This window comes from Ruegeria discodermiae, assembly GCF_030758345.1.
Lineage (GTDB): Bacteria > Pseudomonadota > Alphaproteobacteria > Rhodobacterales > Rhodobacteraceae > Ruegeria_C.
In genome coordinates, this window is sequence record NZ_JAVAMO010000001.1 from 414,761 (window position 1) to 439,683 (window position 24,923).

Consider the following 24,923-nt stretch of genomic DNA (forward strand, 5'->3'; position numbering starts at 1 on the left):
GATGCCTATATAGGGCCCATCGCACAAAAGGGCAGCAGCGTGATCCGGTTTATTCTTTCCTTCTTCGGGACGATCTTCACACTCGTCACATTGGGTATTTTCATGGCCGCCCTGACAATCGGCGGTGTGTTCTGGATGTATGGCCGGGACCTGCCCAGCCACGAGTCGCTGGCCCGCTATCAACTGCCCACCATCAGCCGGATCTATTCCGGCGAAGGCACGCTGATTGATGAATTCGCCAAGGAACGCCGCCTGTTCACCCCGATCGAGGAGATCCCCGATCTGGTGAAACAGGCTTTCATCTCGGCCGAAGACAAGAATTTCTATTCCCACAAGGGCTTCGATTTGCGTGGTATCGCCGCCGCCGGGGTTGAGGCGATTCAGTCGCGGGGGCAGAATATCCGCGGTGCCTCGACCATTCCGCAGCAGGTGGCCAAGAATGTGTTCCTGAGCGGCGAACGCTCGGCCGAGCGCAAGATCAAGGAAATCATTCTGGCCAACCGCATGGTCACCTCGCTGAGCCGCGATGTGGTGCTGGAGATTTATCTGAACGAGATTTTCCTGGGCCAGAACTCGTTTGGTGTGACGGCTGCCGCGCAGACTTTCTTCAACAAGACGCTGGCGGAGCTGGAACCCCATGAGGCCGCGATGCTGGCCGCGATGCCGCAGGCGCCCAGCAAATACCACCCGGTGCGCGCCAAAGAGCGCGTGACCCAGCGCCGCAACTACGTGCTGCGCGAGATGTATGAGAACGGCTACATCGACAAGGCGGTTTATGAGGAAGAGAAACAGAAACCCCTGCGCACGGTGCAGAACGGTGATTTCGAGAGCTTCCGCACCGCTTTGCCGCCGCGCGATTATTTCACCGATGAAATCCGCCGTCAGTTGAGTGACGATTTCGGCGAGGGAGAGTTCTTTACCGGTGGCATGGCGGTGCGCGCCACAATCGACGAGGAATTACAGGTCGAAGCCGCCCGCTCGCTGCGCGAGGGGCTGCAGAAATACGACCGGCAGCGGGGCGTCTGGCGCGGCACCGACGTGGTGCTGCTCGCCGAGGTGCTGGGGGACGAGGCCGCATGGCGTCAGGCGCTTGCCGTAGCCGAAGTACCCCGCGACATCACGCTGGGCGGCAAATGGCATCCCGCCGTTGTGCTGTCGGTGGCGGATCAGCAACTGACCGTTGGCGTCGAGGATGGCGACAGCGCAGGCATCGTGCCGCGTGACGACATAAAATGGATGCGCGGCAACTTTCAGGACAACTTCACCGTTGGCGATGTGGTTCTTGTGCGGGCGGGCGAAACAGCCGGTCAGTACTCGCTGCGGCAGGTACCCGAGGTGCAGGGCGGCTTTGTTGCGATGGATGTGAACTCGGGCCGGGTTCTGGCGATGCAGGGCGGGTTCAGCTATCAGGATTCGGTCTTTAACCGGGCCACGCAGGCGCAGCGCCAGCCGGGGTCTTCGTTCAAGCCCTTCGTCTATGCAGCGGCGCTGGACAGCGGTTACAGCCCCGCAACCATCGTTGTGGACGCACCGATCGAGATCAACACGCCGCAAGGCCTGTGGCGGCCCCGGAACTCATCGAATAAATTCTACGGCCCGACGCCTTTGCGCACCGGCATCGAACGCTCGCGGAACCTGATGACGATCCGTCTGGCGCAAGAGGTGTCGATGCCGGTTGTGGCGGGCTATGCCGAACGCTTCGGGGTCTATGACCATATGGGCTCGTATCTGGCCAACTCGCTGGGTTCGGAAGAGACCACGCTTTACAAGATGGTGGCGGCTTATGCGATGTTCGCCAATGGTGGCGAGCGGGTGGAGCCCACGCTGGTCGACCGTATTCAGGACCGCTATGGCGAGACGATCTATCGCCATGACGACCGCAACTGCGTCGATTGCAGCAATGACACCATTGCCCCCAACGCAGCGCCGCGGATCGAGACCAATCGCGAGCAGGTGATGGATCCGATCACCGCCTATCAGCTTACCTCGATGATGAAGGGTGTTGTCGATCGCGGTACCGCCGCCAGCACGGTAAACCTGCCGGTGCCCACGGCGGGCAAGACCGGCACCACCAATGACGCCAAGGATGTCTGGTTCATCGGTTTCACCTCGAATATCGTGGCGGGCTGCTATATCGGTTATGACCAGCCGCGTCCGATGGGGCGCGGGGCCTATGGCGGTGCCATGTGCGGCCCGGTCTTCCAGAGCTTCATGGAACACGCGGTCGAGAAATATGGTGGCGGGCCGTTCGACGTGCCCCCCGGTGGCTATTTCATCAAGATCGACCGCTTTACCGGCGCGCGACTGCCGGACGAAGCCAGCGGCGATTATGTGGTGGCTGAATATTTCCGCGAAGGCGAACAGCCGATCTTTGGCCTGACCTATGATGGCGGCTTTGCCATGGGCTCGGACCTGCCGCTGTTCGAAGAGGCGCGGCAGGCCGGCGTGTCAGTGACCACCTCAACCGGCAGAAAAACCACGGTGGGGCCAAATGCCTCGCAGGGCACGGTGAGTTCCGGCGGGCTTTACTGACCGGCTTCGCGCAGGAAAAGCGCCAGCAGGTCTTTCTCCTTGTCATTGGCTATGCGACCCTTGGCGCGCCAGGTGATCGAGAGCGCGCATTTGACCGCCACCCAGGCGGTCAGCCGCGTGGAATCCACCGACATCGCCTCGGCATAGAGCGCGAGGCAGCGACGAAGGCGCTGTGGATCGCGGACCAGATTGGGCAGCCCTCGGGGATTGCGCAGGGCATTGGCCATCTCAAAAGCGGGATCGCCGAAATACCCCTTGGCGTCGATTATGCGCGGGCCGTTTTCGGTGAGGATCACGTTGTCATGATGCAGATCGCCATGCAGCGGCACCTGCGCGGGCTGGCTGTCCAATAGCTCGCGCGCCAGTTCCTGCGCGCGCTGGATGTCCTGCCACTGCGCGTCATCACAGGCTGCGCCGCGTTCGAGTGAAAAGAGCGGTTCGGTGATCACCTCAAGAGGCGGCAGGCCCGGCACGGGCGGGGCAGGGCGCTGGTGAAGCTGCGCGGCGGTTTGCGCCAGTAGCTCAGCCGCGCGCGTATCCTCGCCACTGCGCGCAATATCCCCCAGCAGCGGGCCGTCGAGATGCTCCAGCAGCAGCACAGGACCGTCATCCACCAGCACCCGGACAGCGCCGCGATCCGCCCAAGCGCTGAGCAGCGCGACGCCCGGCCCCTCATTGGCCCGGTCGGCGCGCATATAGAGCTTCAGTACCGCAGGCGTGCCATCCGCTTTCAGCACCGCCCAGACCTTTGCAATGGGCGACTCTCCCAGCGGGCGCGGGTCGCTCAGGCGCAGGCGGTGCAGCGTGTCGGCAAGCTCGATTTCCATCTCAGGCACGGGGTGGTCCAGGTGATCTTGTGAAGGGGTCAGGCTCTTGCTATCACGCAAGCCACACTTGTGAAGTCAGGAAGTCCCAAATGCGCGCCGAGACGCAGAGTATTGTCGCCGAGATCGAGAAGTCGCTGGAGTTGCTGGCCCAGCGGATGGATTACGAGACCGCGCCGCACCGGCTGGAGGAATTCAACGCCCGTGTCGAGGATCCCAACCTGTGGGACGATCCCGAAGCGGCGCAAAAACTGATGCGTCAGCGGCAGTTGCTGGTTGATGCGATGGACACCTATAGCTCGATCAAGACCGACATGAATGACAATGTCGAACTGATCGAATTGGGCGAGATGGAAGAGGATGACGAGGTCGTCACCGACGCTGAAGAGGCGCTGAAGGCGCTGCAGGTGAAGGCGGCTGAAAAAGAGCTTGAGGCGCTGCTGGATGGCGAGGCCGACGGCAACGACACCTTCCTTGAGATCAACTCGGGCGCGGGCGGTACCGAAAGCTGCGACTGGGCTTCAATGCTGGCGCGGATGTATGTCCGCTGGGCCGAGAAGAAGGGCTATAAGGTCGAGCTGCAATCGGAAAGCGCGGGCGAAGAGGCGGGGATCAAATCCGCCGCCTACAAGATTTCCGGCCACAACGCCTATGGCTGGCTGAAATCGGAAAGCGGCGTGCATCGGCTGGTGCGGATTTCACCGTTTGATTCCGCCGCCAAGCGGCATACATCCTTCAGCTCGGTCTGGGTCTATCCGGTGGTGGACGACAATATCGAGATCGAGGTGAACCCGGCTGATATCCGCATCGACACCTATCGGTCTTCGGGTGCGGGCGGGCAGCACGTGAACACCACGGACTCGGCGGTGCGGATCACCCATATTCCCACCGGCATCGTGGTGACCTCTTCCGAGAAATCCCAGCACCAGAACCGGGACATTGCCATGAAGGCGCTGAAATCGCGGCTCTACCAGCAGGAACTCGACCGCCGCAACGCCGCCATCAACGAAGCGCATGAGGCCAAGGGGGATGCGGGCTGGGGCAACCAGATCCGGTCTTACGTGCTGCAGCCCTACCAGATGGTCAAGGACCTGCGCACCAATCACGAGACCTCGGACACCAAAGGCGTGCTGGATGGCGATCTGGACGGGTTCATGGCAGCCACCCTGGCGCTGGACGTCGCGGGCAAAAGCCGCGCCGAGGCCCAAGGCGAGTAACGCCCGGCCTCGTCAGCCCCCACTTTCCGCGCTTGCCACGAATTAATGTTTCTCAAGTGGCAATCCTAAACTAATTTTACTACCATTCGTCCCTGCCGCGCGGAACAGGCGCGCAAAGTGCATTTAAAGCATCAATTTCTGGGGAGGGGACAATGCCCACATACAATACGACCGTCAACAATGCGTTGGATGTTACGCGTCCAGATGGCAGCACTGTTTCATGGTTCGACAACGAGTATATCGACATTCTTTGGATGAGCGATCCCACAAGCAACCAAATCTCGACCATGAACACGAGATTGACCGGGTCAAACTGGACGATAGATGCGCTGCGATTTTCCTCGAATACCGAATTTACCAATATTCAGGACCTGAATGGTGCGGATGGACGGAACATCTCGTGGGTGAGGCTGGGCCAGAATTCGGATGTCGATCTGATTTCGACGCGCATAAAACACATCGAAGGCAGCGATGGCAATTTGCACGACATAAAGCTGGGCAGCGCCTCGACCAACAGCATCACGCTTTATGCCGATGCCAATCATATAACCACCGGTTCCGGATGGGTCGGGCAGATCGAGACGGGTGGCAAAGACAAGATCACGGTGAATGGGGATGTCGGGCGTATCAGCGCGGGCCGGCAAAATGATCAGGTCAAGATTCTGGACGGTCGGGTGGAATATGTCGATCTCAGCCGCGGCGTCGATCTGCTCGAAATCTCGGGCGAGAGCCGGGTGATCACGGCGCAGGCTTATCTGGGCAGCAACACATTCAAACTGACCAACAATGCGCGCGTTTTCCTGCTGGATTCCTTTGATGGCAACAACACGGTCAATGTTTCCGGAAACGCCCGGATCGAAAATGCAAAACTTGGCGGGGAGGGGACGACCAACAAGTTTACCCTGAACGGGAACGGCCGGATCGACAAATTGCAGCTTTCCGAGACAGATGGCTTGATGATTAACCTTAACGGCAGCAGCCAGATCCGCTATCTGAATCTCTATGATACGCAGAACGCAAAAATTACGGCATCAGGCAACAGCCGTATCGAAATTCTGGAAATAAATGAGGCCAGCATGACGCTCGACACCGACGAGCGCTGGTTCAACTACATATCAAGCTGGGAAAGCTCGAACACTGTGAATATCGGGTCCGGTGGCGCTGGACGTATCGTGATGCACGCCGAAACCGCTCAGACCCAGACGATCACGGCAGAGGGGTATATTTCTTATGTCGAAGTTGGGGACAATCAGAAAACCAAATTGACCCTTGGTGACGAGGGCGCTGGGGTGATCAAGCTCAGTGAAGCGAATGATACGGTCGAAACAGGCAGTGGCTGGGTCGAACTGATCTCGACGCGCGACGGAAACGACTTTGTAAGGATGGGCTCTGTTGGCGGCGGGCTGGTGCGTCTTGGAAACGGAAATGACACCATCGTCGTCAATGAAATGAGCGAGGACAACGGTGTGAGCGTCAATGGTGGATCGGGGATCGACACGATCCGGTTCGGCCCGTTCACAAAAAGCGTGACGTTCGGACTGAACCTGGATGGTGCCTGGCAGAACGTGTCCGATCCGAGCCTGGGCTATGTGCAGGCGATTGGCATCGAAAATATCTGGGGCGGAACCCGGGGCGACTTGTTGACCGGGGATCATCGGGCCAACGAACTGCGGGGCCTAGCGGGGAATGACACGCTGAATGGGCTTCAAGGCAATGACAATCTGATCGGGGACAATGGCAATGACCGCCTGATTGGTGGTGATGGCGCTGACAAGCTTCTGGGAGGCAATCAGAACGACACTCTGTTCGGGAACGCCGGAAATGACTCGCTTACCGGCGGAAACGGAAATGATCGCCTGGTCGGTGGCGCTGGAAATGATCAGCTGGTCGGCAATTTGGGTGCCGACACCCTGGTTGGTGGCGATGGCGGCGACCGCCTCTTTGGAAGTGGCGGGGCAGACCGGCTTGAAGGGGGCAGAGGGAACGATCATCTTGATGGTGGGCCTGGTGCCGACATATTCCGATTTGGCCCCATGTCGGGGGCGGATACGATCAAAGGGTTCGAGGACGAGCTGGATCGCATGGAGATCGTCGGTCAGGCCGGTGGCTTTGGCGGCTTGACGATCACGAATAGCGGCAATGACTTGCTGATCCAGCACGACAATGGCTCGATCCGCTTGCTGGATGAGGCTGGGCTGGTTTTGACCGGGGCGGATTTCCTGTTCGTGTAGGGCACTGGCGGGGCCGGACAAGACGGTCCCGCCCCATCGGCTGGCCTGCTGCCAAGACCGTGCTATGGACAGACGCGGGCCCGCGTCTGCCTTGCCACAGCCACCAGAATTGACAGGTGGATAGAGCACACCGGTTTTGCTCTCTCCCGGGCCTGTGATCGATACGTCTGGCGATATGGTTCGGAGTGCGAAAGTCGCCTCCGCGATGCATCTTTTTTTCCCATGATACCACGACTAGGCTCTTTGCACGGAGACCGCGACATACCCGGCAAGGAGGAGAAATCCGGTGGAGAAGGAGTTTGGCGTGCCGCCCCTGGGGCCTGCAAGTGTCGATATGATCAAACGGGCCTTGCGAAACGGGTGGCAGGATTATCGCAAGGCGCCGCTCTTCGGCCTCCTGATCGCAGCGTTTTTCATTCTTGGCGGTTGGCTGTTCGTCTGGATCACCTTGCAGACCGGGAGCACGTTCTGGCTGATCCTGGCCGCCATCAGCTTTCCGATGATCGGTCCATTTGCGGTTGTGCAACTCTATGAGGTGTCGCGGCGGCTTCAGGAAGGGGAGCCGCTTAACCCCGGAGAAATCTTCGGCGTCATGCTTGGGCAGGGCCGCCGTCAGATGCCATCGATCTGCGCCATCATTGTTGTGGTCTTCCTGTTCTGGTTCTTCATCGGACACATGATCTTTGCCCTCTTCCTCGGGTTGACGACGATGACCAACATCTCATCCTCGATGGAGGTGTTTCTGACCCTGAACGGGATCGTCATGCTGGCGATGGGAACACTTGTCGGCGGGCTGTTTTCGCTGCTCCTTTATATGCTCACCGTATTGTCCATCCCAATGCTGCTGGATCGGGAGCTGGATTTCGTCTCGGCCATGATCGCAAGCTACAAATATGTGATTGCCAACGCCAACGTAATGCTGCCCTGGGCTGCCTTCATTGCCCTCGCGACCTTTGCGGCGATGATCCCCTGGTTTCTGGGCCTCTTCATTGTTTTGCCCGTGCTGGGTCATGCCACCTGGCATCTCTATAGCGAGATCACTGGCGCAGGTGGGGTGGGCGCGGCCTCAGCGGGTCAGGTCAGCGCCTGATCCTCTGGCAGATGCGCCTTTTGTAGCGCAGAAAGCTGATCTGCGGTGATTGCGCCGCTCTGTCGCGCGGCGCGCAGGATGCGCGCGGGGTCGCGGCCCAGATATTCATAGATCACCGGAACCACATGCGGGCATCCGGAGGCGGGGCGGCGCATCGCGTGGCCGGTCCAGACAGGGGTATCTGCGTCGGGCAGCGGGGACAGGAAAGTGACCGCACAGGCCTGCGCGCCGCGTTGCGATGTCACCAGCATCAACCCGGCATCCTGGCAGGCTGCGTAGCCCCGGAACTCGTGCCGGGGCAGACCAGCCTCCGCCGCGTTATAGCCCCGGACAAAGACCTCGCCAACTTCGCGGAAGATCAGGATCAGCGCGGACAGGAACCCGGCCGAGGCGTCCCCCAGACGGCGGGTCACCTGGTAGAGTCCCGAAGGCAGTACCCGTTCGTCCAACGCCGCGTGATCCTGCGTCATGAAACCCTGCAGAAAATCCGCGCCCAAGAGCGGCGCTGAGCGCGAAATTACGGCGACGGGGTGCAACAGGATACGCGCGTCGGTGCCAAAGAAATCGCAGATCCGGTCGAGCACATCGGGGCGCGGAAAGCTCTCGCCCGAGAGATACCGGTTGAACTGGGTCCTGTTGATGCCCAACTGGCGCGACAATTCAGAGATCGACGGGTAGGCGCGCGAGAGGAGGCGCAGGTTATCCCCGAAAATCATGCGAAGCTGCGTCTGGGTCCGTTTTGTTCTTGGCATTTCTGATCCGGTTGCAGCAAGGAAGTTTGGCCAGAACCAGAAGGTCGGGCAGAAGACCCGACCGATGACCGAATTAGCTAACGATGACACGAAACGGCACCGGTGGAGATGCCGCATGGGCGGCACCGTAGCTGCAAACGGTCAAAAATCAACTCTATTGAGGTGTTATGGTTGCACATTCTTGGAAATATGCACGGTATTCGCAACCACAAGGTCAGCGGGTGATCCCGCATTCGACAGATGCGGGATCGTGGCTTTTGTAGATCCTGCGGGATCAATCGCCGCGCATCAGGGCGGCAACACCGGTACGGGCAACCTCAGACAGGCCCAGCGGCCGCATCAGATCAGCGAAGGCGTCGATCTTGTCCGGCGCGCCGGTGATCTCGAACACGAAGGAATTCAGCGTGCTGTCAACCACGTTGGCGCGGAAAATATCGGCCAGCCGCAGCGCTTCGACCCGCTTTTCGCCGCTGGCCACAACCTTGAGCATGGCCAATTCGCGCTCGACCGAGGCGCCTTCGACGGTCAGGTCGTGCACGTCATGCACGGATACGATCCGGCCGAGCTGCGCCTTGATCTGCTCGATCACCTGCGGCGTGCCGGTGGTGACGATGGTGATGCGGCTGAGATGGCCGGCATGGTCCACCTCGGCCACGGTCAGGCTTTCGATATTATAGCCGCGCCCCGAAAACAGCCCGATCACGCGGGCCAGCACACCGGGTTCGTTTTCCACCAGCACGGCGATCGTGTGGCGTTCCTGCACATCCGAAAAGTTCGGGCGTAGGTTATAGGCCGAATGGCGCGTGGCGCCTTTTTTGATTTGTAGGGCAGACATTTACGTCCCTTTCTTACGTCTCGCGACCAAGAATTTTTCAAAAATTCTTGGCAAATTTCTTTTGAAGAAATTTGGCTACACCAGGACCGACCCTTTGGTGTCGATCACACCTTGTGTCTCGGCTTCGCCCAACAGCATCTCGTTATGGGCCTTGCCCGACGGGATCATCGGGAAGCAGTTCTCGTGCTTTTCCACCAGACAGTCGAAGATCACCGGGCCGTCGTAGTTGATCATCTCCATGATCGCGTCATCCAGATCCTTGGGGTCGGAACAGAGGATGCCCTTGGCGCCAAACGCCTCAGCCAGTTTGACGAAATCGGGCAGGGCCTCTGACCAGGAATGCGAGTAGCGCTCGCCATGCAACAATTCCTGCCACTGGCGCACCATGCCAAGGCGCTCGTTGTTCAGGATGAACTGTTTCACTGGCAGGCGGTACTGCACGGCGGTACCCATCTCCTGCATGTTCATCAGCCACGAGGCTTCGCCCGCCACGTTGATCACCAGCGCATCCGGATGCGCCATCTGCACGCCGACCGAGGCCGGGAAGCCATAGCCCATCGTGCCCAGCCCGCCGGAGGTCATCCAGCGATTGGGATCCTCAAACCCCAGGAATTGCGCCGCCCACATCTGGTGCTGGCCCACTTCGGTACAGACGTAGCGGTCGTGGTCCTTGGTCAGCGCCTCAAGCCGTTCCAGCGCGTATTGCGGCTTGATCGAGGTTTCGCTGGCCGTGTATGCAAGGCAGCTCACCGCGCGCCAGTCGCTGATCTGTTTCTGCCACTGCGCCACATCCGCCTTGGCGGTCTTGCGCCCGCGCGACTTCCAGACCTTCAAGATGTCCTCAAGCACATGACCCACATCACCCACGATCGGGATATCGACGCGGATCACCTTGTTGATCGAAGAGGGGTCGATATCGATATGCGCCTTTTTCGAATTCGGGCTAAACGCGTCGATGCGCCCGGTGATCCGGTCGTCGAAGCGGGCGCCGATATTGATCATCAGGTCGCAATCATGCATCGCCATGTTGGCCTCATAAAGACCATGCATGCCCAGCATCCCGATCCAGTTCTCGCCCGAGGCCGGGTATGCGCCCAGACCCATCAGGGTCGAGGTGATGGGGAAGCCGGTGGCATCGACCAGTTCGCGGAGCAACTGGCTGGCGGCCTTGCCGGAATTGATCACGCCGCCGCCCGTGTAAAAGACCGGTTTCTTGGCGGTCTCGATGGCGGCGACCAGTTCGGTGATTTCCTCCATGTCGCCCTTGACGGCGGGCTGGTAATGCGAATCCGTCGGGCGTGGGCCGGTATAGTCGCCGCTGGCGAATTGCACATCCTTGGGAATGTCGATCAGCACCGGGCCGGGCCGGCCGGCGGTGGCGACATGGAACGCCTCATGAATGGTTTTTGAGAGCGCGTCCGTGTCCTTGACCAGCCAGTTATGCTTGGTGCAGGGGCGGGTGATGCCAACCGTGTCGGCCTCCTGAAACGCGTCCGAGCCGATCATGAAGGTGGGCACTTGGCCGGTCAGCACGACGATCGGGATCGAATCCATCAAGGCATCGGTCAGCCCGGTCACGGCGTTTGTTGCTCCGGGTCCGGAGGTCACCAGCGCCACGCCGGGCTTGCCGGTGGCACGCGAATAGCCTTCGGCGGCGTGGACCGCGCCCTGTTCGTGACGGACCAGAATGTGGCGAATGTCGTTTTGCAGGAAGATCTCGTCATAGATCGGCAGCACGGCGCCACCGGGATACCCGAATACCGTGTCCACGCCCTGATCCTTGAGGGCTTGCACAACCATCTTTGCGCCGGTCATCTCACGTGTCATCTGCTTTGCTCCATTGGCGACATCCGTGTCAGCATAAAAAAAGCCCCCGAAGGTTCGGAGGCGCATGGGGTCGATTATGGTCTACCGTTACCGGCCCATGCGCGCGTGTCCTACGATGACTACTAGGGTCGTCATGATCCCGAGGCTCCTTTAACTGCGACCGGACATTATGTGCGCTTGTCGGGGGCGTCAACAGGCAATCCGATGAAAATCATGCGGTCAAAACCGGTTTTTCGACATTTTATTGCGTCATCGCCCCTCTGTCGGACATTTCACGCAAACCGGCGGGCCGTCCTGCAGTGGCAGGGTGGCCAAAACCGGCATCGCGCTGTCTGAAACAGGCAAGAGCCGGGCGAGTCGCGGTGTCACGCTCAATCTCAGCGATGAGGATGGAGGCGGCGATGGACCTGCATGAGATAGTCGATCTGGGTCGATACCCGGTGGATTGCCCTGACAGCGCGGCGCTGCGGCGATTGAAACTGGACCTGCAGGAGGAACTGGCCGAGGATGGCTGCGCCGTTTTGCCTGGTTTTGCCCATGCCCGGGGCGTCGCGGCGCTGGTGGCAGAGGCGGATGGCGCAGCGGGCGCGGCGCATCGATCCTTCAACCGCACCAATGCCTATTTCACCAAGGACAACCCGCAGCTGCCCGCAGCGCATCCGGTGCGGCGCTTCTTTGAGCGCTCCAACGCGTTTGTTCCGGCGGATAATTTTGCACAGACCGGCCCGCTCAGGACGATCTATGCGCATCCCGGTTTTCTGCCATTCATCCGCGAGGTTCTGGGCGAGCCCGAGAGCCGGTTTTTTCGCTATGACGACCCGCTGGCGGATGTGATCGTAAACGTGGTCGAGAAGGGGCAGGGGTTTCCCTGGCATTTTGACACCAACACCTACACCGTCACGCTGGCGATCCAGAACGGCGAGGGGGGCGGTGCGTTTGAATATGTCCCCAACCTGCGCAGTCCGAGTGACGAGAATTTCGCCGGGGTTGCGCGGGTGCTGGACGGAGATCGGCGCCATGTCCGGCAGCTGGAATTGCAACCCGGCGACCTGCAGATATTCCGGGGCCGCCATTCCCTGCATCGCGTGACCGGGGTCGAGGGCGACCGGAAGCGCTATGTGGGCATCTTCTCCTTCGTTGAGGTCGAAGGCATGTGCGGCGGGGTCGAGCGCACGCGCCAGCTCTATGGCCGCGTCTTGCCGCATCATATCGAGCGCGCGGGGCGGCGCGAAGACCAGTTGCTGGATTGAGGTCCGCCGGGCATTCCTGCGCGCGCGTCTGCGATCGTTTTCTGAGAATCCGCCGCCGTGACCGGGTACTGGTCTCGGACGAGCCATGACTGACGGCGGCAAGGGAACTCAACGCTGGCAATGGGCACGACCCTTGGGCTAGGCTTTTCGGGATCGTCATCTGATCACGCTTCACCCCAATGGACGAGACAAGGACAGGACCCGATGCACTCCAAGATCATCTTTACAGGAGCCGTTTGCGCCGCGATTGCGCTTTCCAGCCTGACGGCGAGCCCGGTTCAGGCCAAGGATACCGGCGCGCTTATCGCAGGGGTCGCGCTTGGCGTGCTGGGGGCCTCGATCGCGCATCACCACCACAAGCACGGGGCACCGTATCAGAAACATCCCGGCGTTTCTCCGGAGGAGAACGCCATCGGCCTGTGCATGCACCGCACCAAAACCGCGATGTCCAACCAGGGCTATTACGCCGTGGATTTCGAGCAAACCCTGTCTTACGAGACCAATGCGGACGGGATCGACCTGATTGACCTGGAGGTGGCCCGGTCCAAGGACAGCAACGATCAGCGCAGCACCATCAAGGCCCATTGCGCAATCCAGAACGACGCCGTGGTGAATTTCCGGTATTCGACCTACTGAACCAAGAGTTGCCGCTAGGTCGATGCCGATTTCGATACTGGCATCACATAAATTCAGTGGGACCGGGATCGAGGCTAAACTAGCGTCTTTGTGCGCCGTGCCAGGGGGCGGCCCGGCGATGCGCGGCGGCCTGCGGCCTTGATACAGTGCTTTCTTCCCATACCAAACAAATGAAAAGCCAGTGAGATTTCTGACAAGATCGAGTTGGATAGCTGAGCAGCACCCAGAGGCTCCACCGAGAAGCCCATCAACTTTATGTCTCAAGCCGTCTTGGGACTACAGTTGTTGGAGATTTAGAAGTTGGGCCAATGCCCTGGCGTGGCAAGCTCTATGACGTTTCCGGATGGATCGTCAAAATACAGGCTTCTTCCGCCACTGGGAAAAGTAACCTCTCCGGTGATCGCTACCTTTCGTGATAGAAGGTAACTTTTCCAGTCGTCAAACTCTCGCACGGAGATATGGAAAGCCATGTGAGCTGGGCCATCAGCTCTGTGACCTGGAATGAAACCGCCATAAAGCTCGTGATCCTGTGATGCAAAACCGCGATCGAATATCAGCAAAGCTTGGCTTGTTCCCGCGTCAAATGCCAGCATCGTGTCTGTTTGCATCATCAACTGAAGGTTTAAGACATGGGCATAAAAACCCAAACTCGCTTCAACACTGTCCGTATAAAGGACAGTTTCACATATGCCGCGTATTTTAGGTTTATAAGGTATGGTAGCTCCAAACTACGCATCGTTGCGTTAAAAACCGCTACCCTAGAGGTAACGAGCTGTCTATTGGTGTGCCGCTCTAGACACTGGACGGGACCAGCAAACCCGCAGAGAAGTGATAGGCTATCTTAAGACTGTGAAAGGTGCGAAAGTCTGGAGAAGATGTTATATTTTCGGATGGTTGCATCTCTAATGCAGCAACCACCAGGGTTGACCTTTTGTGATCATTCCATGGAGTTTAGAACCGCCCGCCCGTCCCCTGCAATACCCCATGTTCCAGCGCATAGCGGGTGAGGCCTGCGGTTGAGGATATGCCCAGCTTGCGCTTGATATTCTTGCGGTGGGTTTCGACCGTGCGGACCGAGATATCCAGCGCGATGGCGACCTCCTTGTTGGATCTGCCCTGCGCCAGTTGCAGCAGGATCGTCTGTTCGCGGCCCGTCAGTGCCTCGCGGGTCTCGCCATCCTTGGGCTCCAGCGAGCCGCTGGCACCGGTGCAGAGATAGCGCTCGCCGCGCATCACCGCGTCGATGGCCTGCTTGATCTCGTCCGTGGGCACGTCTTTCAGCACATAGCCCATCGCGCCATGGCTGAGCGCGGTGGAGATATATTCGGAACTATCATGCATCGACAGGATCAGGATGCGCGTGCCGGGCGCGCGTTCCAGCAGGATTTCGGTGGCGCTGAGCCCGCCCACACCGGGCATGTTCAGGTCCATCAGGATCACGTCCGGTTGCAGCGCCAGCGCGCGGTCCACCGCCTCTTGTCCGTTGTTCAGCGTGCCGACCACCGCGATATCGTCATAGCTTTCCAGGATGGACTGGATGCCTTCGGCAACCATCGGGTGATCGTCAACGATCAGGACGCGGATGGGCGTATCGCTCATGTATTCACACTTCTTCGCTTCGGTGCGCCCTCGTCTTCGGGCGGCAGCAGGTGGCTCAACGGCAGATCGATCTCGATCACGGTGCCGCTGCCTGGGCCGCGTGATGACAGGATGCGCAAGGTGCCGTCAAGCTGTTCGATCCGTTCCTGCATGTTGCGCAGGCCCAGCCCGGCACCCGGGCTGGCGGTATCGGCCGGCAGGCCCTTGCCGTTATCCGTGATCCGCATGGTGGCCCCCTTCTTGTGGCCGCGCAGATCGATACTGACCCTGGTGGCACCCGCGTGACGTTCGATATTGGTCAGCGCCTCCTGCGCGATCCGGTAGAGCGCAATCTTGCTGTCCTGATCCAGACGGTTGCGGAAGACCACGGTGGAAAACCCGGTCTCGATCCCGGTGCGTTCCCTGAAATCATCCGTCAGCGCCTTGAGCGCGGGGCCAAGGCCCAGATCGTCCAGCACGCCGGGGCGCAGATCGCGGCTGATCCGGCGCACTTCGGTGATCGCGGTGCTCAGATTGTCGAGGCCTTTCTCTAGCGGTGCCGCCGCGCCGTCACCATCGCCGCGCATCAGCCGCCGTCTTGCATTGTCCAGCGCATAGCGCACGCCCACCAGGATCTGACTGATCCCGTCATGTAATTCGCGCGCCACGCGACCGCGTTCTTCCTCCTGCGCGTCAAAGACCCGCTGGGTCAGTTCCTTGAGCTTGGCATCCGCCAGCCTGCGCTCGCGGATGTTGATGACCATGCCGCTGAGAAACACCACCAGCAGCGCGATCAGGGCGATGCCGCCAATATAGTAGAAGGTGCGGCGGGCGCGGTTCTCGACCTGGGCACGGGCGGCGGCGACCGAGGCCAGAACGTCGTCGATGAATACCCCGGTGCCCACGGCCCAGCGCCAGCTGGGGAACGAGGTGACATAGGTGATCATCCGAGCCTCCTCGCCGGTTGAGGGTTTCGGCCACAGATAGGTGTGATAGCCCGCGCCCTGTCGGGCGATGCGGATCAACTCGTCCACCACCGGTGTGCCTTCGCTGTCGGACAGGCCGATCCAGTTGCGGTTGATCATGTCGGTCTGGCGCGGGCTGACCAGGTTGTTGCCGTCATAATCATAGACAAAAAAGAACCCCTCATCGCCAAAGATCATGGCCGACAGAATCTGCGCGACCTGATCCTTGGCCTCCTGATCGTCGGGGGCGGCTGAACCGTAGATGAAGTAGAACCCGTTGCGCGCCTGAGTGACGTAGTTGCGCAGCTCTGCCTTCTTGGCCTCGATCAGCTCATGTTCCAGCTGCGCGATTTCGCGTTCGGCCAGCCTGCGCGACTGATAGGACACCAGAAGCGCGATCGCCGCCACGGCCGCGATCAGCGGCAGCGTCGCCAGCAGAGACAGCTTCTGGGCATAGTTGGGGCGAAAGAGCGTGCGCAGCCATTGCATGTCCGAATCGATAGGCAAGAATCAGCCAGGATGCAAAGCCCATGAGTCGCGTATCACCCGGATGGCGACAGGGATTGAGCTCCGCAAGTCCATGGTTGCCCGCCATCGTCGGGGAATTTTTTTTGCGGCAAGACCGGTCATCTACGCAGTCATGGGTATTTCCTTGCCTCACGTCTTGGTTACTGTGGCGCCACGGAAACATTCTGCCCCGCGCGGGCAGACAAGAACTTGTTTGGGAGGAATACCGTAATGGATCGCCGTTCATTTCTGAAGGCATCGACCGCTGGTGGCGCGGCTGCCGCGGCCACGTCGCTGGCTGCACCGGCCTATGCACAGGGCAAGCGCACACTGACCATGGTCACCTCGTGGCCGCGTGGCTTTGCCGTGCTGGACGATGCCGCCAGCTACATGGAAAAGACCGTGTCCGAGCTGTCCGACGGTCAGTTGACCATTGAAAAGAAAGCACCGGGCGAACTGGTGGGCGCACTGGAAGTGTTTGACGCGGTGTCGTCGGGTCAGGCCGACATGTACCACTCGGCGGATTACTATTTCGTCGGTCAGCATCCGGGCTATGCCTATTTCACCTCGGTTCCCTTCGGCGGTACCGCGCAGGAGGTCACCAACTGGTACCTGCATGGCGGCGGTCAGGAGCTGCATGACGAGCTGGGGTCGATCTTTAACCTCAAGGGCCTGATCGCAGGCAACTCGGGGTCCCAGTCAGGCGGCTGGTTCCGCAAGGAGATCAACAGCGTCGACGACTTCAAGGGTCTGAAATTCCGGATGCCGGGTCTGGGCGGCCAGGTGCTGACCAAGCTGGGCGCATCGGTGCAGAACATCCCCGGTGGCGAACTCTATCAGGCGCTGTCTTCGGGCGCGCTGGACGGTCTGGAATGGGTTGGTCCGCTGGCCGATGAACGCGCTGGTTTCCAGGAGGTTGCCAAGGTCTACTACACCGCCGGTTTCCATGAGCCGGGCTCGGCGCTGGCCGCGTCGGTCAACCTGGATGTCTGGAACGACCTGACCGATCAGCAGCGCTCAATCATGACGCAAGCCTCTTATGCCACGACCTACTGGCAGCTGGCGCAGACGCTGGCTGGCAACGGTGCAGCACTGGCGCGCCTGCAGGCGCAGGGCGTCAAGACGCTGCAATTCCCCGATGATGTCTGGGACGGCTTTGGTTCGGCCTCCAAAGAAGTGCTGGACGAGTACATGGATGACGAGCTGTTCGCGAAAATCCGCGCCAGCTATGAAGCCTCGATGGCTGAATCCTCGGGCTGGCTCAGCAAGTCCGACGCCTTCTATGTCGAACAGCGCGTGCGCGTGCTGGGCGGCTAAGTCGCAGCCACATTCGGGAAAGGCCCCGCAAGACGGGGCTTTTCCTTTTGATCCAACGACGTTGCCGGGGCAAGCTATCCGGCAATGGACGTATCGGGGGACAACATGCAGGACGTCAAATCCGCAAGTCTCGGGTCGGCATTTTCCGCAATCGGAAACGGTGTGCTCTGGGTGCTGCAAAACCTGGCCGAGGCCTTTTACAACATAGGTTATGCCATCACGCACCCGATGCTCTGGCTGAACTGGTCGGACAAAGAGGCGGTGATGCGCTTTGTCTACTATGGCGGCTCGGTCGAGTTCTTCTTTGCCGTTACCGCGCTGGTGCTGGTGATGACCGCGATCGGCATCTGGCACCGTCCCTTCATGTGGGGCTGTGTGCGGGTGATGGAAGGGTTCGCCAACACGGTGGGGCGCTTTTTTGCCTGGGCCGGGCTGCTGATGGTGCTGCAGCAGATCATCATCGTGTTCATGCAGCGGATTTTCACGCGCCCGGATATCATTGTGGGTTTTGGCATTCCGATGCAGTTTGACATCAGCTGGTATGCCGAACAGCTAAAGCTCTATAACGCGCTGATCGTGGCCCTCTGCGTGACCTACACCTTTGTGCAGGGCGGACATGTGCGGGTCGATCTGATCTATTCGGCGGTCCGGTTCCGCACCAAGAAGGTGATCGACATGTTCGGATCGCTGTTCTTCATGGTGCCGATTGCAGTGATGACCTGGATGTATGGCTGGTACTTCCTGTGGCGGCACCTGATCGTGCCGAAACCCTCGGCCAGCGACACGCTGGAGCGCTTGCTGACCAAGTCGCGCGCGCTGCGCTGGAACGTCGAGACCATCGGTTTCAGCCCCAGCGGTTTCTCGGCCTATTTCCTGTTCAAGATCCTGCTGGTGGCGTTTGCCGGGCTGGTCTTTATCCAGGCCGTCGCCTTTTTCTACCGCTCCTGGCTGGAATTCGTCGAAGGGCAGGACAGCGAGAACAAATACCTCGACAAGGATACGCTTGGCGAGGGCGAAGAAGCCTTTGAAGGCGTCCATTGAGAGTGAGAATCTGAACCATGCTATTCGGTCTTGATGGCGTCGAAATCGGCCTGATCATCGTCTTTTTCTGCCTCTTTGGCAGTATCCTGTCGGGCTTTCCGGTGGCCTTTGCCATCGGCGGGGCCGGTATCATCTCGTTCGGGATCATCGCCGCGCTGGACAGTGCCGGGTTGCTGATCCATCAGGCGATCGACACCTCATCGGTGATGTATCGCGACCTGATCAGTTCCGGGGTGCATCCCGATACCGTGTCGGTCTTCCGCTTTCCCGACCTGCCTCGCATTGACGAGCCGGTCTTTGTGAATGGCTGGGAAACCGCGCTGGACCGCAACGTGTCCTTTATCGTCAACCGCATCAACGAGCGCGTGCTGGCCGGGCAATCCATCGAGACCCTGCTGGCGGTGCTGATGTTTGTGCTGATGGGCATCACGCTGGAACGCTCGAAGATCGCCAATGATCTGCTGACCACCATGGCGCGGGTCTTTGGTCCGCTGCCCGGTGGTCTGGCCGTGTCGATTGTGGTCGTGGGCGCCTTTCTGGCCGCCTCGACCGGTATCGTCGGCGCGACGGTGGTGACCATGGGGCTGCTGGCGCTGCCCACGATGCTGCGCAACAACTATTCGCCGGAACTGGCAACCGGTGTGATCGCCGCCTCGGGCACGCTGGGGCAGATCATTCCGCCTTCGATCGTGATCGTTCTGCTGGGCACGCTTGCGGGCGATCTTTATTCCGCCGCGCAGGAAAGCCGTGCCGTGGCGGCGGGCTGTACCGATGCGCTGACCTATCTGGGCGAGCCTGCGGTGGTTTCGGTCGGCACGCTGTTCCAGGCGGCCTTGCTGCCGGGCATCATGCTGGCACTGCTCTATGCGCTCTACGCTTTTGGTTACGCCATGTTGAACCCGGACAAGGCACCGGCGGTGCCAATGGGGGATGCCGGTAACGAGCCGATTACCCGCGGCGAGGGGCTGACCTGGTTCCTGGGTGCGCCCCTGGCGCTGATTGCCGGTGTGATCCTGCTGTCCAGCGCGGGTATCATCGGATCGCAGAGCACCACGGTTTCGGCCTTTTCGGATATCGGCGAGGGTGCCAGCCTGCGCACCAATGTCTCGGAGCAATGCCAGGCCTCGATGATCGAATTGCATGGGCAACAGGCCTGGGACGCGGCGGTGGCCGAGCAGGCCGCCATCAACGAGGCCGGGGGCGTCACCGAAAGCCAGCGTCTGAGCGAAGAGGAGTTCGCGGCAGCCCAGCAGGCCAAGATCGATGCAGCGGCACCCATCGGAAACGGCATGGCGGTCATCATCGTGCTGTTGGGCCTGACCCTGATGCTGGGCCGTGGCGTCGCACCCTCGCGCGATGTCAGACCGCTGATCGCCGGGGCCATCGGATTGCTGCTGATCGTTCTGGTGGATGTGCTGTTCATTTCACCGGTCACCTCATCAGGGGCTACGGTACTCATCATGGCCTTGCCGCTGCTGTTGGCGCTCTATGGCTGTCGCGAGGCCGCGATCCGTGCCGCGCGCAACGAGTTGATCCGGGTGGTCTTCCCGCCGCTGGTACTGATTGTTGCGGTGCTGGGCTCCATTCTGGGCGGCATAACGAACCCGACACCGGCGGCGGCGCTGGGTGCAGGCGGGGCGATCATGCTGGCGGCCTATCGCAAACTGCAGGATCAGGGCCGGTCCGGCATGGTGATCATCTGGTCGACCTTCGCCATCATCATCTGCGTTCTGATCGGCGTGAATTTCGACCTGCGCATCAATCAGAGCAGCGTCAGCGTCGAAAGCTGGGTCGCCTTCTTCCTGGCCTATGCCGCCTATCTCTATGCGCTGTTCGGGCTGCTTTTTGGGTGCTGGGTGCTGTTTGCGGGCGGGGTTCTAACCCCAGTGGTGCGCGAGACGGCCAAGGTGACCTCGATGGTGTTCACCATCCTGATCGGCTCGCAACTGCTGAACCTGGTGGTGATCTCTTTCGGGGGCGAGCACTATATCCAGCAATTCCTGAAGAGCTTTGACAATGAATTCACGGTCTTCCTGATCGTGATGCTGGTTCTGTTCGTGCTGGGTTTCGTGCTGGATTTCCTTGAGATCATCTACATCGTGATCCCCATCGTGGGGCCGGTGATCTATGGCGGGTCGTTTGATCCGAAATGGGTGACGATCATGGTGGCGGTGAACCTGCAGACCTCATTCCTGACGCCTCCCTTCGGCTTTGCGCTGTTCTACCTGCGCGGGGTGGCCCCGAAAGAGGTGACGACAGGCCATATCTATCGCGGGATCATTCCGTTCGTGATCATCCAGGTGGTGGGGATCGCGATCCTGTGGTTCTTCCCGGCCATTGTGACGATCGTACCGGATTTGATCCCGAACTGATCCGCTTGTCGAAGATGTAAAAGGAGGCCGAAACCGGCCTCCTTTTTTCTTTGGTCAGACGGTGCCTTTTTGATGCGTGATGCTCTCGAAGGCGCGTTCCGCTTCGTGGTCGATCTCCAGCCCGCTTGGATCGAACGTACCCGCATGGGGGTCGTCGAACACGGCGCGGTCCAGTTTGCCGACCCGCTGCCCGACAATCGTGGTCACAACCGCGTCGCCGGTGATGTTCACCACGGTCCGCATCATGTCGACGATCCGGTCCACGGCGAGGATGATGGCGATCCCTTCCAGCGGCATGCCAAGCTGGTTCAGAACCATGGCCAGCATCACGATGCCAACACCCGGTACGCCCGCCGTGCCGATCGAGGCCAGAACCGAGATCGAGATCACGGTCATATAGCCGCCCAAACCCAGTTCCATGCCATAGGCATTGGCCAGAAAGACCGTTGCCACCCCATGCATGATCGCGGTGCCGTCCATGTTGATCGTCGCGCCCAGCGGGATGCCGAACGAGGCCACCGAGCGATCCACGCCGATGCGCTGCGTCACGCATTGCATGCTGGCCGGGATCGTGGCGTTTGAGCTGGATGTCGAGAAGGCAAAGACCTGTGCCGAGCGCATTTTCTTCAGGAATGCCAGCGGGCTGAGCCCGGTGCAGACATAGAGCAGCACCATCAGCGTCACGCAGAGATGGAAGATCAGCGTCAGGCTGATCGTGGTCAGATAGCCGATGACGGGCGCAAACAGGCTGAACCCTTCCAGCGCAAAGGTTCTGGCGATCAGGCAGAACACGCCGATCGGGGCGAAGGCCATCACGATCTGGACGATCTTCATCGCCAGCTCGTTCATGAACTCGCAGCCTTCGACAAATTTCTTTGCCTTGGTGCCCAGCATCAGAACCGCGATCCCCACAACCATCACATAGAAGATGATCTGCAGCATCTCGCCATTGGCCAGCGCGTTGATCGGGTTCTTGGGAACGATGTTGGCCAGGATATCCCAGGTGCTCAGCTGCGCGGCAACATCCACATTGCCACCGGCCAGATGCACGCTTTCAAAACCCGTGCCCGGCCCGATAACATTGGCAAAGACCAGCGCGGTGATGACAGCCAGCGCGGTGGTCGCCAGATAGGTGACGAAGGTCAGCCCGCCAACACGGCCCAGAATCTTGATATCGCCAATTCCCACAACCCCGCAGAGCAGCGAGAAGACCACCAGCGGCACAACAAGCATCTGCAGCGCGTTCAGGAACATCTGGCCGAGCATCGCAAAAAGCCCGTTGACCAACCCGTCCTGCAGGGCAGGGATGGCGAGATAGTTCAGACCCAGCCCAAGAGCCGCGCCCAGAGCCAGCGCGATCAGGATCTGTGTCGTCAAAGTGGCCGACAGCAGTCGGTGCGTAGCATGTACCATGGTCTTTACCCTCCAAAAACCGTAGCAAACCGGCGGCTGTCTATAGCCGCAGTGACAGGGCCTGCGCCCATTCTCAGGGCCCGGCCAGAATGTTTCAGATGTGTGATAGGCGTCGCAAAAGCTCGACATACTTGGTGACGCAGCGTCACCATTCAAGCGCGTGAAAGCCGGCAACGGGCATTTCTTGATTAAATTGTGTTAATGGCGGCGGCGAGGCCCCGCCTGAAATGCCGATTCCGAAAATTAAAGATTATATTTCAGATAGTTAGCGGCGTCACTTGAACTCGATCAAATCCCAACGGTTGCCGAAGGGATCACGCCACACGGCGACGATCCCGTAAGGTTCATGGCGCGGGTCTTCCTCGAACAGCACCCCGGCGGCGGTCATCGCTTCATGGTCGCGGGCAAAATCATCACTGCTCAGGAAGAACCCGACGCGCCCGCCGGTCTGGTTACCGATGGCGGCCTCCTGCTCCGGGCCATCGGCCTTGGCAAGCAACAGTGACCCGGCACTTCCGCCCGGCGGCGTCACCCGCACCCAGCGCTTGCCGCCGCCCAGATCCACATCCTGATCGAGGGTAAAGCCGAGCGTGCCCACATAAAACGCAATCGCCGCATCATAGTCGGGCACCACCAGCGTGGTCGCAAAAAGCTGTTGGGTCATCTCGTCACTTACGGGTCGGCCAGCGGTCGGGCAGGCTGATATTGGCGACCTGTTCGGCAATCGGATCGGTCGAGAGCGGGTGGGTATCGGCCTCATAGGTCTTGGGGTCGCGCATCTTCTGCCAGATACCGCGATGATAGACTTCAAGCCCGGAAAACCGCGCCTTGTAGCCCATCTTGGGGCTGCCGGGCACCCAATAGCCCAGATAGACATAAGGCAGACCTGCCCCACGCGCGATCTCGATATGGTCGAGGATCATATAGGTGCCCAGCGAGTTCTGCTGCTGGTCCGGGTCGTAGAAGGAATAGACCATGCTCAGCCCATCCTCCAGCACGTCAGTCAGGCTGACGGCGGTCAGATCGCCGCTCTCCTTATCGACATATTCGATCACCCGGCTGCGGATCGGGGTTTCCTCGATCATCGCGGCAAATTCGAACACATCCATATCGGCCATGCCGCCATCGGCGTGGCGCGCATCGAGATAGGTGCGGAACAGCTCATATTGTTCATCGGTGGCCCAGGGCGAGGTCGCGCGCCGTTCCAGCGCGTTGTTACGGCGCAGGGTGCGTTTCTGCCCCTTGTTGGCCTCAAACGCGCGCACGTCGATCCGGGCCGAAAGACAGGCGGCGCAATCGGAACAGGAGGGCCGGTAGAGCACGTTCTGCGAGCGCCGAAACCCCTGCTGCGACAGCGCGTTGTTCAGGCTGTCCGCGCCTTCGCCCTGCAGCGCGGTGAACAGCTTGCGCTCCATCCGCCCGTCGAGATACGGGCAGGGTTGCGGGGCGGTCACGTAGAACTGAGGCGCTATCGGCAGCGTGTGGCGCATGAATGATCCCTAAACAATGGCTTGTCGGGATGATAGCAACCGATTCGGGACCCGCCAAGAAGGGATTGCACCCCTCAGGCAATCGCACGACGATTGATGGCAACCGTGCCAAGCACGGTGTCGCTCAACCCTTGTCCGCGCGCGCCAGTCAGCATCATGACGATCGAGATTACCTGCAGGATCGGAAACGCCATCGAGATCGTATAGCCCGCTGTATGGGCCAGCGCCTGTCCAGGATCAAGGCGGCTGCCGTCACTGTCGCGCAGCTCAACCCCGACAAAGCGCATGCCCCAGGTGGATGAGCCCGAAGCAATGGTGGCGGTACGGTAGACGAAGCCGATCACCAGATACAGCACCGGGAAAAAGAACAGCCCGATAAAGGCGGTGAAGGGAATGGCGATCAGGCTGATCAGGACGATCAGCAAGCTGTCAAACACCCAGGCAAAAAAACGCTTCGCGGGGACCGAGGCATAGAATTCGGGCTGATAGTCAGGGTTGGGCAGGTGGGTCATGGCTTACATGTCTGATAAGATGGGGATGCCCCGCCATGAGGCGGGGCAGGGTCAATGCCGGGGGGCAGTCTAGAGTGTTCAGGCCTTGCTGTCGCCGTCCGTTTCCGTGCCGGTTTCGCGGTTGGCGCGGCTGCGCTCATCCATGAACTGGTCGAACTCGGACTTGTCCTTGGCCTCGCGCAGACGCTCCAGGAAGGCCTCGAAATCGTGCTGTTCCTGTTCCAGACGGGCCAGCGTATCGGCCTTGTAGGAATCAAAGGCGCTGTTGCCGGTGGGGGTCATTGCGCGCATTCCGTGGCGGGGCCAGGCGGCGCTGCGGCGGCAGGATTTGCTGAACATGCGTTTGCTCCAGATCATATAGGCAAGAAGTGCGAGGCCGACAGGCCAGAAGAAGATGAACCCAAGGACCATCGCGGCGATCCAGGCGCCTTTGCCCTTGCTGTCCATCCAGGCTTCGGTCCGCTGAAACCACCCTTGGGTCGAAGGGGAAACGGCGGGTTCAGTCATCATACTCATTGTTGGTTTCTCCAGATC

At 60.1% G+C, this 24,923-nt stretch carries 21 protein-coding genes; 9 read left to right on the plus strand and 12 right to left on the minus strand.

Annotated features, from left to right (window positions below; genetic code table 11):
* The first annotated feature begins 39 nt into the window (after nt 1-39).
* Nucleotides 40-2,532 (plus strand): penicillin-binding protein 1A, encoded by a 2,493-nt coding sequence (locus tag Q5Y75_RS02055; RefSeq protein WP_306193833.1) that lies wholly within the window; start codon nt 40-42, stop codon nt 2,530-2,532.
* On the opposite strand, the gene Q5Y75_RS02060 is transcribed toward Q5Y75_RS02055, so the two are convergent.
* Nucleotides 2,526-3,359, minus strand: coding sequence for an aminoglycoside phosphotransferase family protein (locus Q5Y75_RS02060; RefSeq protein ID WP_306195664.1), 834 nt, complete (start codon nt 3,357-3,359; stop codon nt 2,526-2,528). The genes Q5Y75_RS02055 and Q5Y75_RS02060 overlap by 7 nt on opposite strands.
* Before the next feature lie 89 nt (nt 3,360-3,448).
* Here Q5Y75_RS02060 and prfB point away from each other — a divergent pair, with 89 nt between their 5' ends.
* From prfB to Q5Y75_RS02075, 3 genes are all read left to right on the plus strand, one after another.
* The gene (prfB, locus tag Q5Y75_RS02065; protein ID WP_306193835.1) at nt 3,449-4,573 is read left to right on the plus strand and encodes a peptide chain release factor 2; all 1,125 of its coding nucleotides are present in this window, start codon (nt 3,449-3,451) and stop codon (nt 4,571-4,573) included.
* 152 nt (nt 4,574-4,725) lie between these two features.
* Nucleotides 4,726-6,804, plus strand: coding sequence for a calcium-binding protein (locus Q5Y75_RS02070; protein ID WP_306193837.1), 2,079 nt, complete (start codon nt 4,726-4,728; stop codon nt 6,802-6,804).
* 286 nt (nt 6,805-7,090) lie between these two features.
* Nucleotides 7,091-7,894, plus strand: a complete 804-nt coding sequence (locus tag Q5Y75_RS02075) for a DUF2189 domain-containing protein (RefSeq protein ID WP_306193838.1) — start codon at nt 7,091-7,093, stop codon at nt 7,892-7,894.
* Here the strand turns inward: Q5Y75_RS02075 and Q5Y75_RS02080 are convergent.
* The 3 genes from Q5Y75_RS02080 to Q5Y75_RS02090 form a co-directional block, all read right to left on the minus strand.
* Nucleotides 7,879-8,646: a helix-turn-helix domain-containing protein gene (locus Q5Y75_RS02080; RefSeq protein WP_306193841.1), complete on the minus strand. Its 768-nt coding sequence runs from the start codon at nt 8,644-8,646 to the stop codon at nt 7,879-7,881. The two genes, Q5Y75_RS02075 and Q5Y75_RS02080, sit on opposite strands and share 16 nt — an antisense overlap.
* Nucleotides 8,647-8,920: 274 nt before the next feature.
* The gene (gene ilvN / locus Q5Y75_RS02085) at nt 8,921-9,481 is read right to left on the minus strand and encodes an acetolactate synthase small subunit (RefSeq protein WP_306193843.1); all 561 of its coding nucleotides are present in this window, start codon (nt 9,479-9,481) and stop codon (nt 8,921-8,923) included.
* Between the two features lie 75 nt (nt 9,482-9,556).
* Nucleotides 9,557-11,308 (minus strand): acetolactate synthase 3 large subunit, encoded by a 1,752-nt coding sequence (locus Q5Y75_RS02090; RefSeq protein ID WP_306193845.1) that lies wholly within the window; start codon nt 11,306-11,308, stop codon nt 9,557-9,559.
* A 401-nt stretch (nt 11,309-11,709) separates the two neighbouring features.
* Between Q5Y75_RS02090 and Q5Y75_RS02095 the strand changes: the two genes are divergently transcribed.
* Together Q5Y75_RS02095 and Q5Y75_RS02100 are read left to right on the plus strand one after the other, a co-directional pair.
* Nucleotides 11,710-12,558 (plus strand): HalD/BesD family halogenase, encoded by an 849-nt coding sequence (locus tag Q5Y75_RS02095; protein ID WP_306195666.1) that lies wholly within the window; start codon nt 11,710-11,712, stop codon nt 12,556-12,558.
* Between the two features lie 204 nt (nt 12,559-12,762).
* Entirely contained in the window at nt 12,763-13,194 is a 432-nt protein-coding gene (locus Q5Y75_RS02100; protein WP_306193846.1) for a hypothetical protein, read from the plus strand.
* A 293-nt stretch (nt 13,195-13,487) separates the two neighbouring features.
* On the opposite strand, the gene Q5Y75_RS02105 is transcribed toward Q5Y75_RS02100, so the two are convergent.
* The 3 genes from Q5Y75_RS02105 to Q5Y75_RS02115 all read right to left on the minus strand — a co-directional run bounded on the left by Q5Y75_RS02105 (nt 13,488) and on the right by Q5Y75_RS02115 (nt 16,226).
* The gene (locus Q5Y75_RS02105) at nt 13,488-13,910 is read right to left on the minus strand and encodes a VOC family protein (RefSeq protein WP_306195668.1); all 423 of its coding nucleotides are present in this window, start codon (nt 13,908-13,910) and stop codon (nt 13,488-13,490) included.
* A gap of 235 nt (nt 13,911-14,145) precedes the next feature.
* On the minus strand, nt 14,146-14,793 hold the full coding sequence (locus tag Q5Y75_RS02110; RefSeq protein WP_306193847.1) for a response regulator transcription factor: 648 nt from the start codon (nt 14,791-14,793) through the stop codon (nt 14,146-14,148).
* Nucleotides 14,790-16,226 carry a cache domain-containing protein gene (locus Q5Y75_RS02115; RefSeq protein WP_306195670.1) on the minus strand — a complete coding sequence of 479 codons (1,437 nt, stop codon included), beginning with the start codon at nt 16,224-16,226 and terminating at the stop codon, nt 14,790-14,792. The genes Q5Y75_RS02110 and Q5Y75_RS02115 overlap by 4 nt, the downstream gene beginning before the upstream one ends.
* 249 nt (nt 16,227-16,475) lie before the next feature.
* Here Q5Y75_RS02115 and Q5Y75_RS02120 point away from each other — a divergent pair, with 249 nt between their 5' ends.
* From Q5Y75_RS02120 to Q5Y75_RS02130, 3 genes are all read left to right on the plus strand, one after another.
* Complete coding sequence (locus tag Q5Y75_RS02120) at nt 16,476-17,561, plus strand: TRAP transporter substrate-binding protein (protein ID WP_306193848.1); 1,086 nt, start codon at nt 16,476-16,478, stop codon at nt 17,559-17,561.
* Between the two features lie 105 nt (nt 17,562-17,666).
* On the plus strand, nt 17,667-18,602 hold the full coding sequence (locus tag Q5Y75_RS02125; protein ID WP_306193849.1) for a TRAP transporter small permease subunit: 936 nt from the start codon (nt 17,667-17,669) through the stop codon (nt 18,600-18,602).
* Nucleotides 18,603-18,619: 17 nt separating this feature from the next.
* A complete protein-coding gene (locus tag Q5Y75_RS02130) occupies nt 18,620-20,974 on the plus strand; it encodes a TRAP transporter large permease (protein ID WP_306193850.1) in 2,355 nt (784 codons plus the stop codon).
* A gap of 54 nt (nt 20,975-21,028) precedes the next feature.
* Here Q5Y75_RS02130 and Q5Y75_RS02135 read toward each other — a convergent pair whose 3' ends face one another.
* The 5 genes from Q5Y75_RS02135 to Q5Y75_RS02155 all read right to left on the minus strand — a co-directional run bounded on the left by Q5Y75_RS02135 (nt 21,029) and on the right by Q5Y75_RS02155 (nt 24,905).
* On the minus strand, nt 21,029-22,387 hold the full coding sequence (locus Q5Y75_RS02135) for a dicarboxylate/amino acid:cation symporter (protein WP_306193851.1): 1,359 nt from the start codon (nt 22,385-22,387) through the stop codon (nt 21,029-21,031).
* 274 nt (nt 22,388-22,661) lie between these two features.
* Nucleotides 22,662-23,051: a VOC family protein gene (locus Q5Y75_RS02140; protein ID WP_306193852.1), complete on the minus strand. Its 390-nt coding sequence runs from the start codon at nt 23,049-23,051 to the stop codon at nt 22,662-22,664.
* Nucleotides 23,052-23,055: 4 nt separating this feature from the next.
* Complete coding sequence (locus tag Q5Y75_RS02145) at nt 23,056-23,877, minus strand: arginyltransferase (RefSeq protein WP_306193853.1); 822 nt, start codon at nt 23,875-23,877, stop codon at nt 23,056-23,058.
* A gap of 74 nt (nt 23,878-23,951) precedes the next feature.
* Complete coding sequence (locus tag Q5Y75_RS02150) at nt 23,952-24,389, minus strand: RDD family protein (RefSeq protein WP_306193854.1); 438 nt, start codon at nt 24,387-24,389, stop codon at nt 23,952-23,954.
* A gap of 78 nt (nt 24,390-24,467) precedes the next feature.
* Nucleotides 24,468-24,905, minus strand: coding sequence for a DUF2852 domain-containing protein (locus tag Q5Y75_RS02155; RefSeq protein WP_306193856.1), 438 nt, complete (start codon nt 24,903-24,905; stop codon nt 24,468-24,470).
* Nucleotides 24,906-24,923 lie beyond the last annotated feature (18 nt).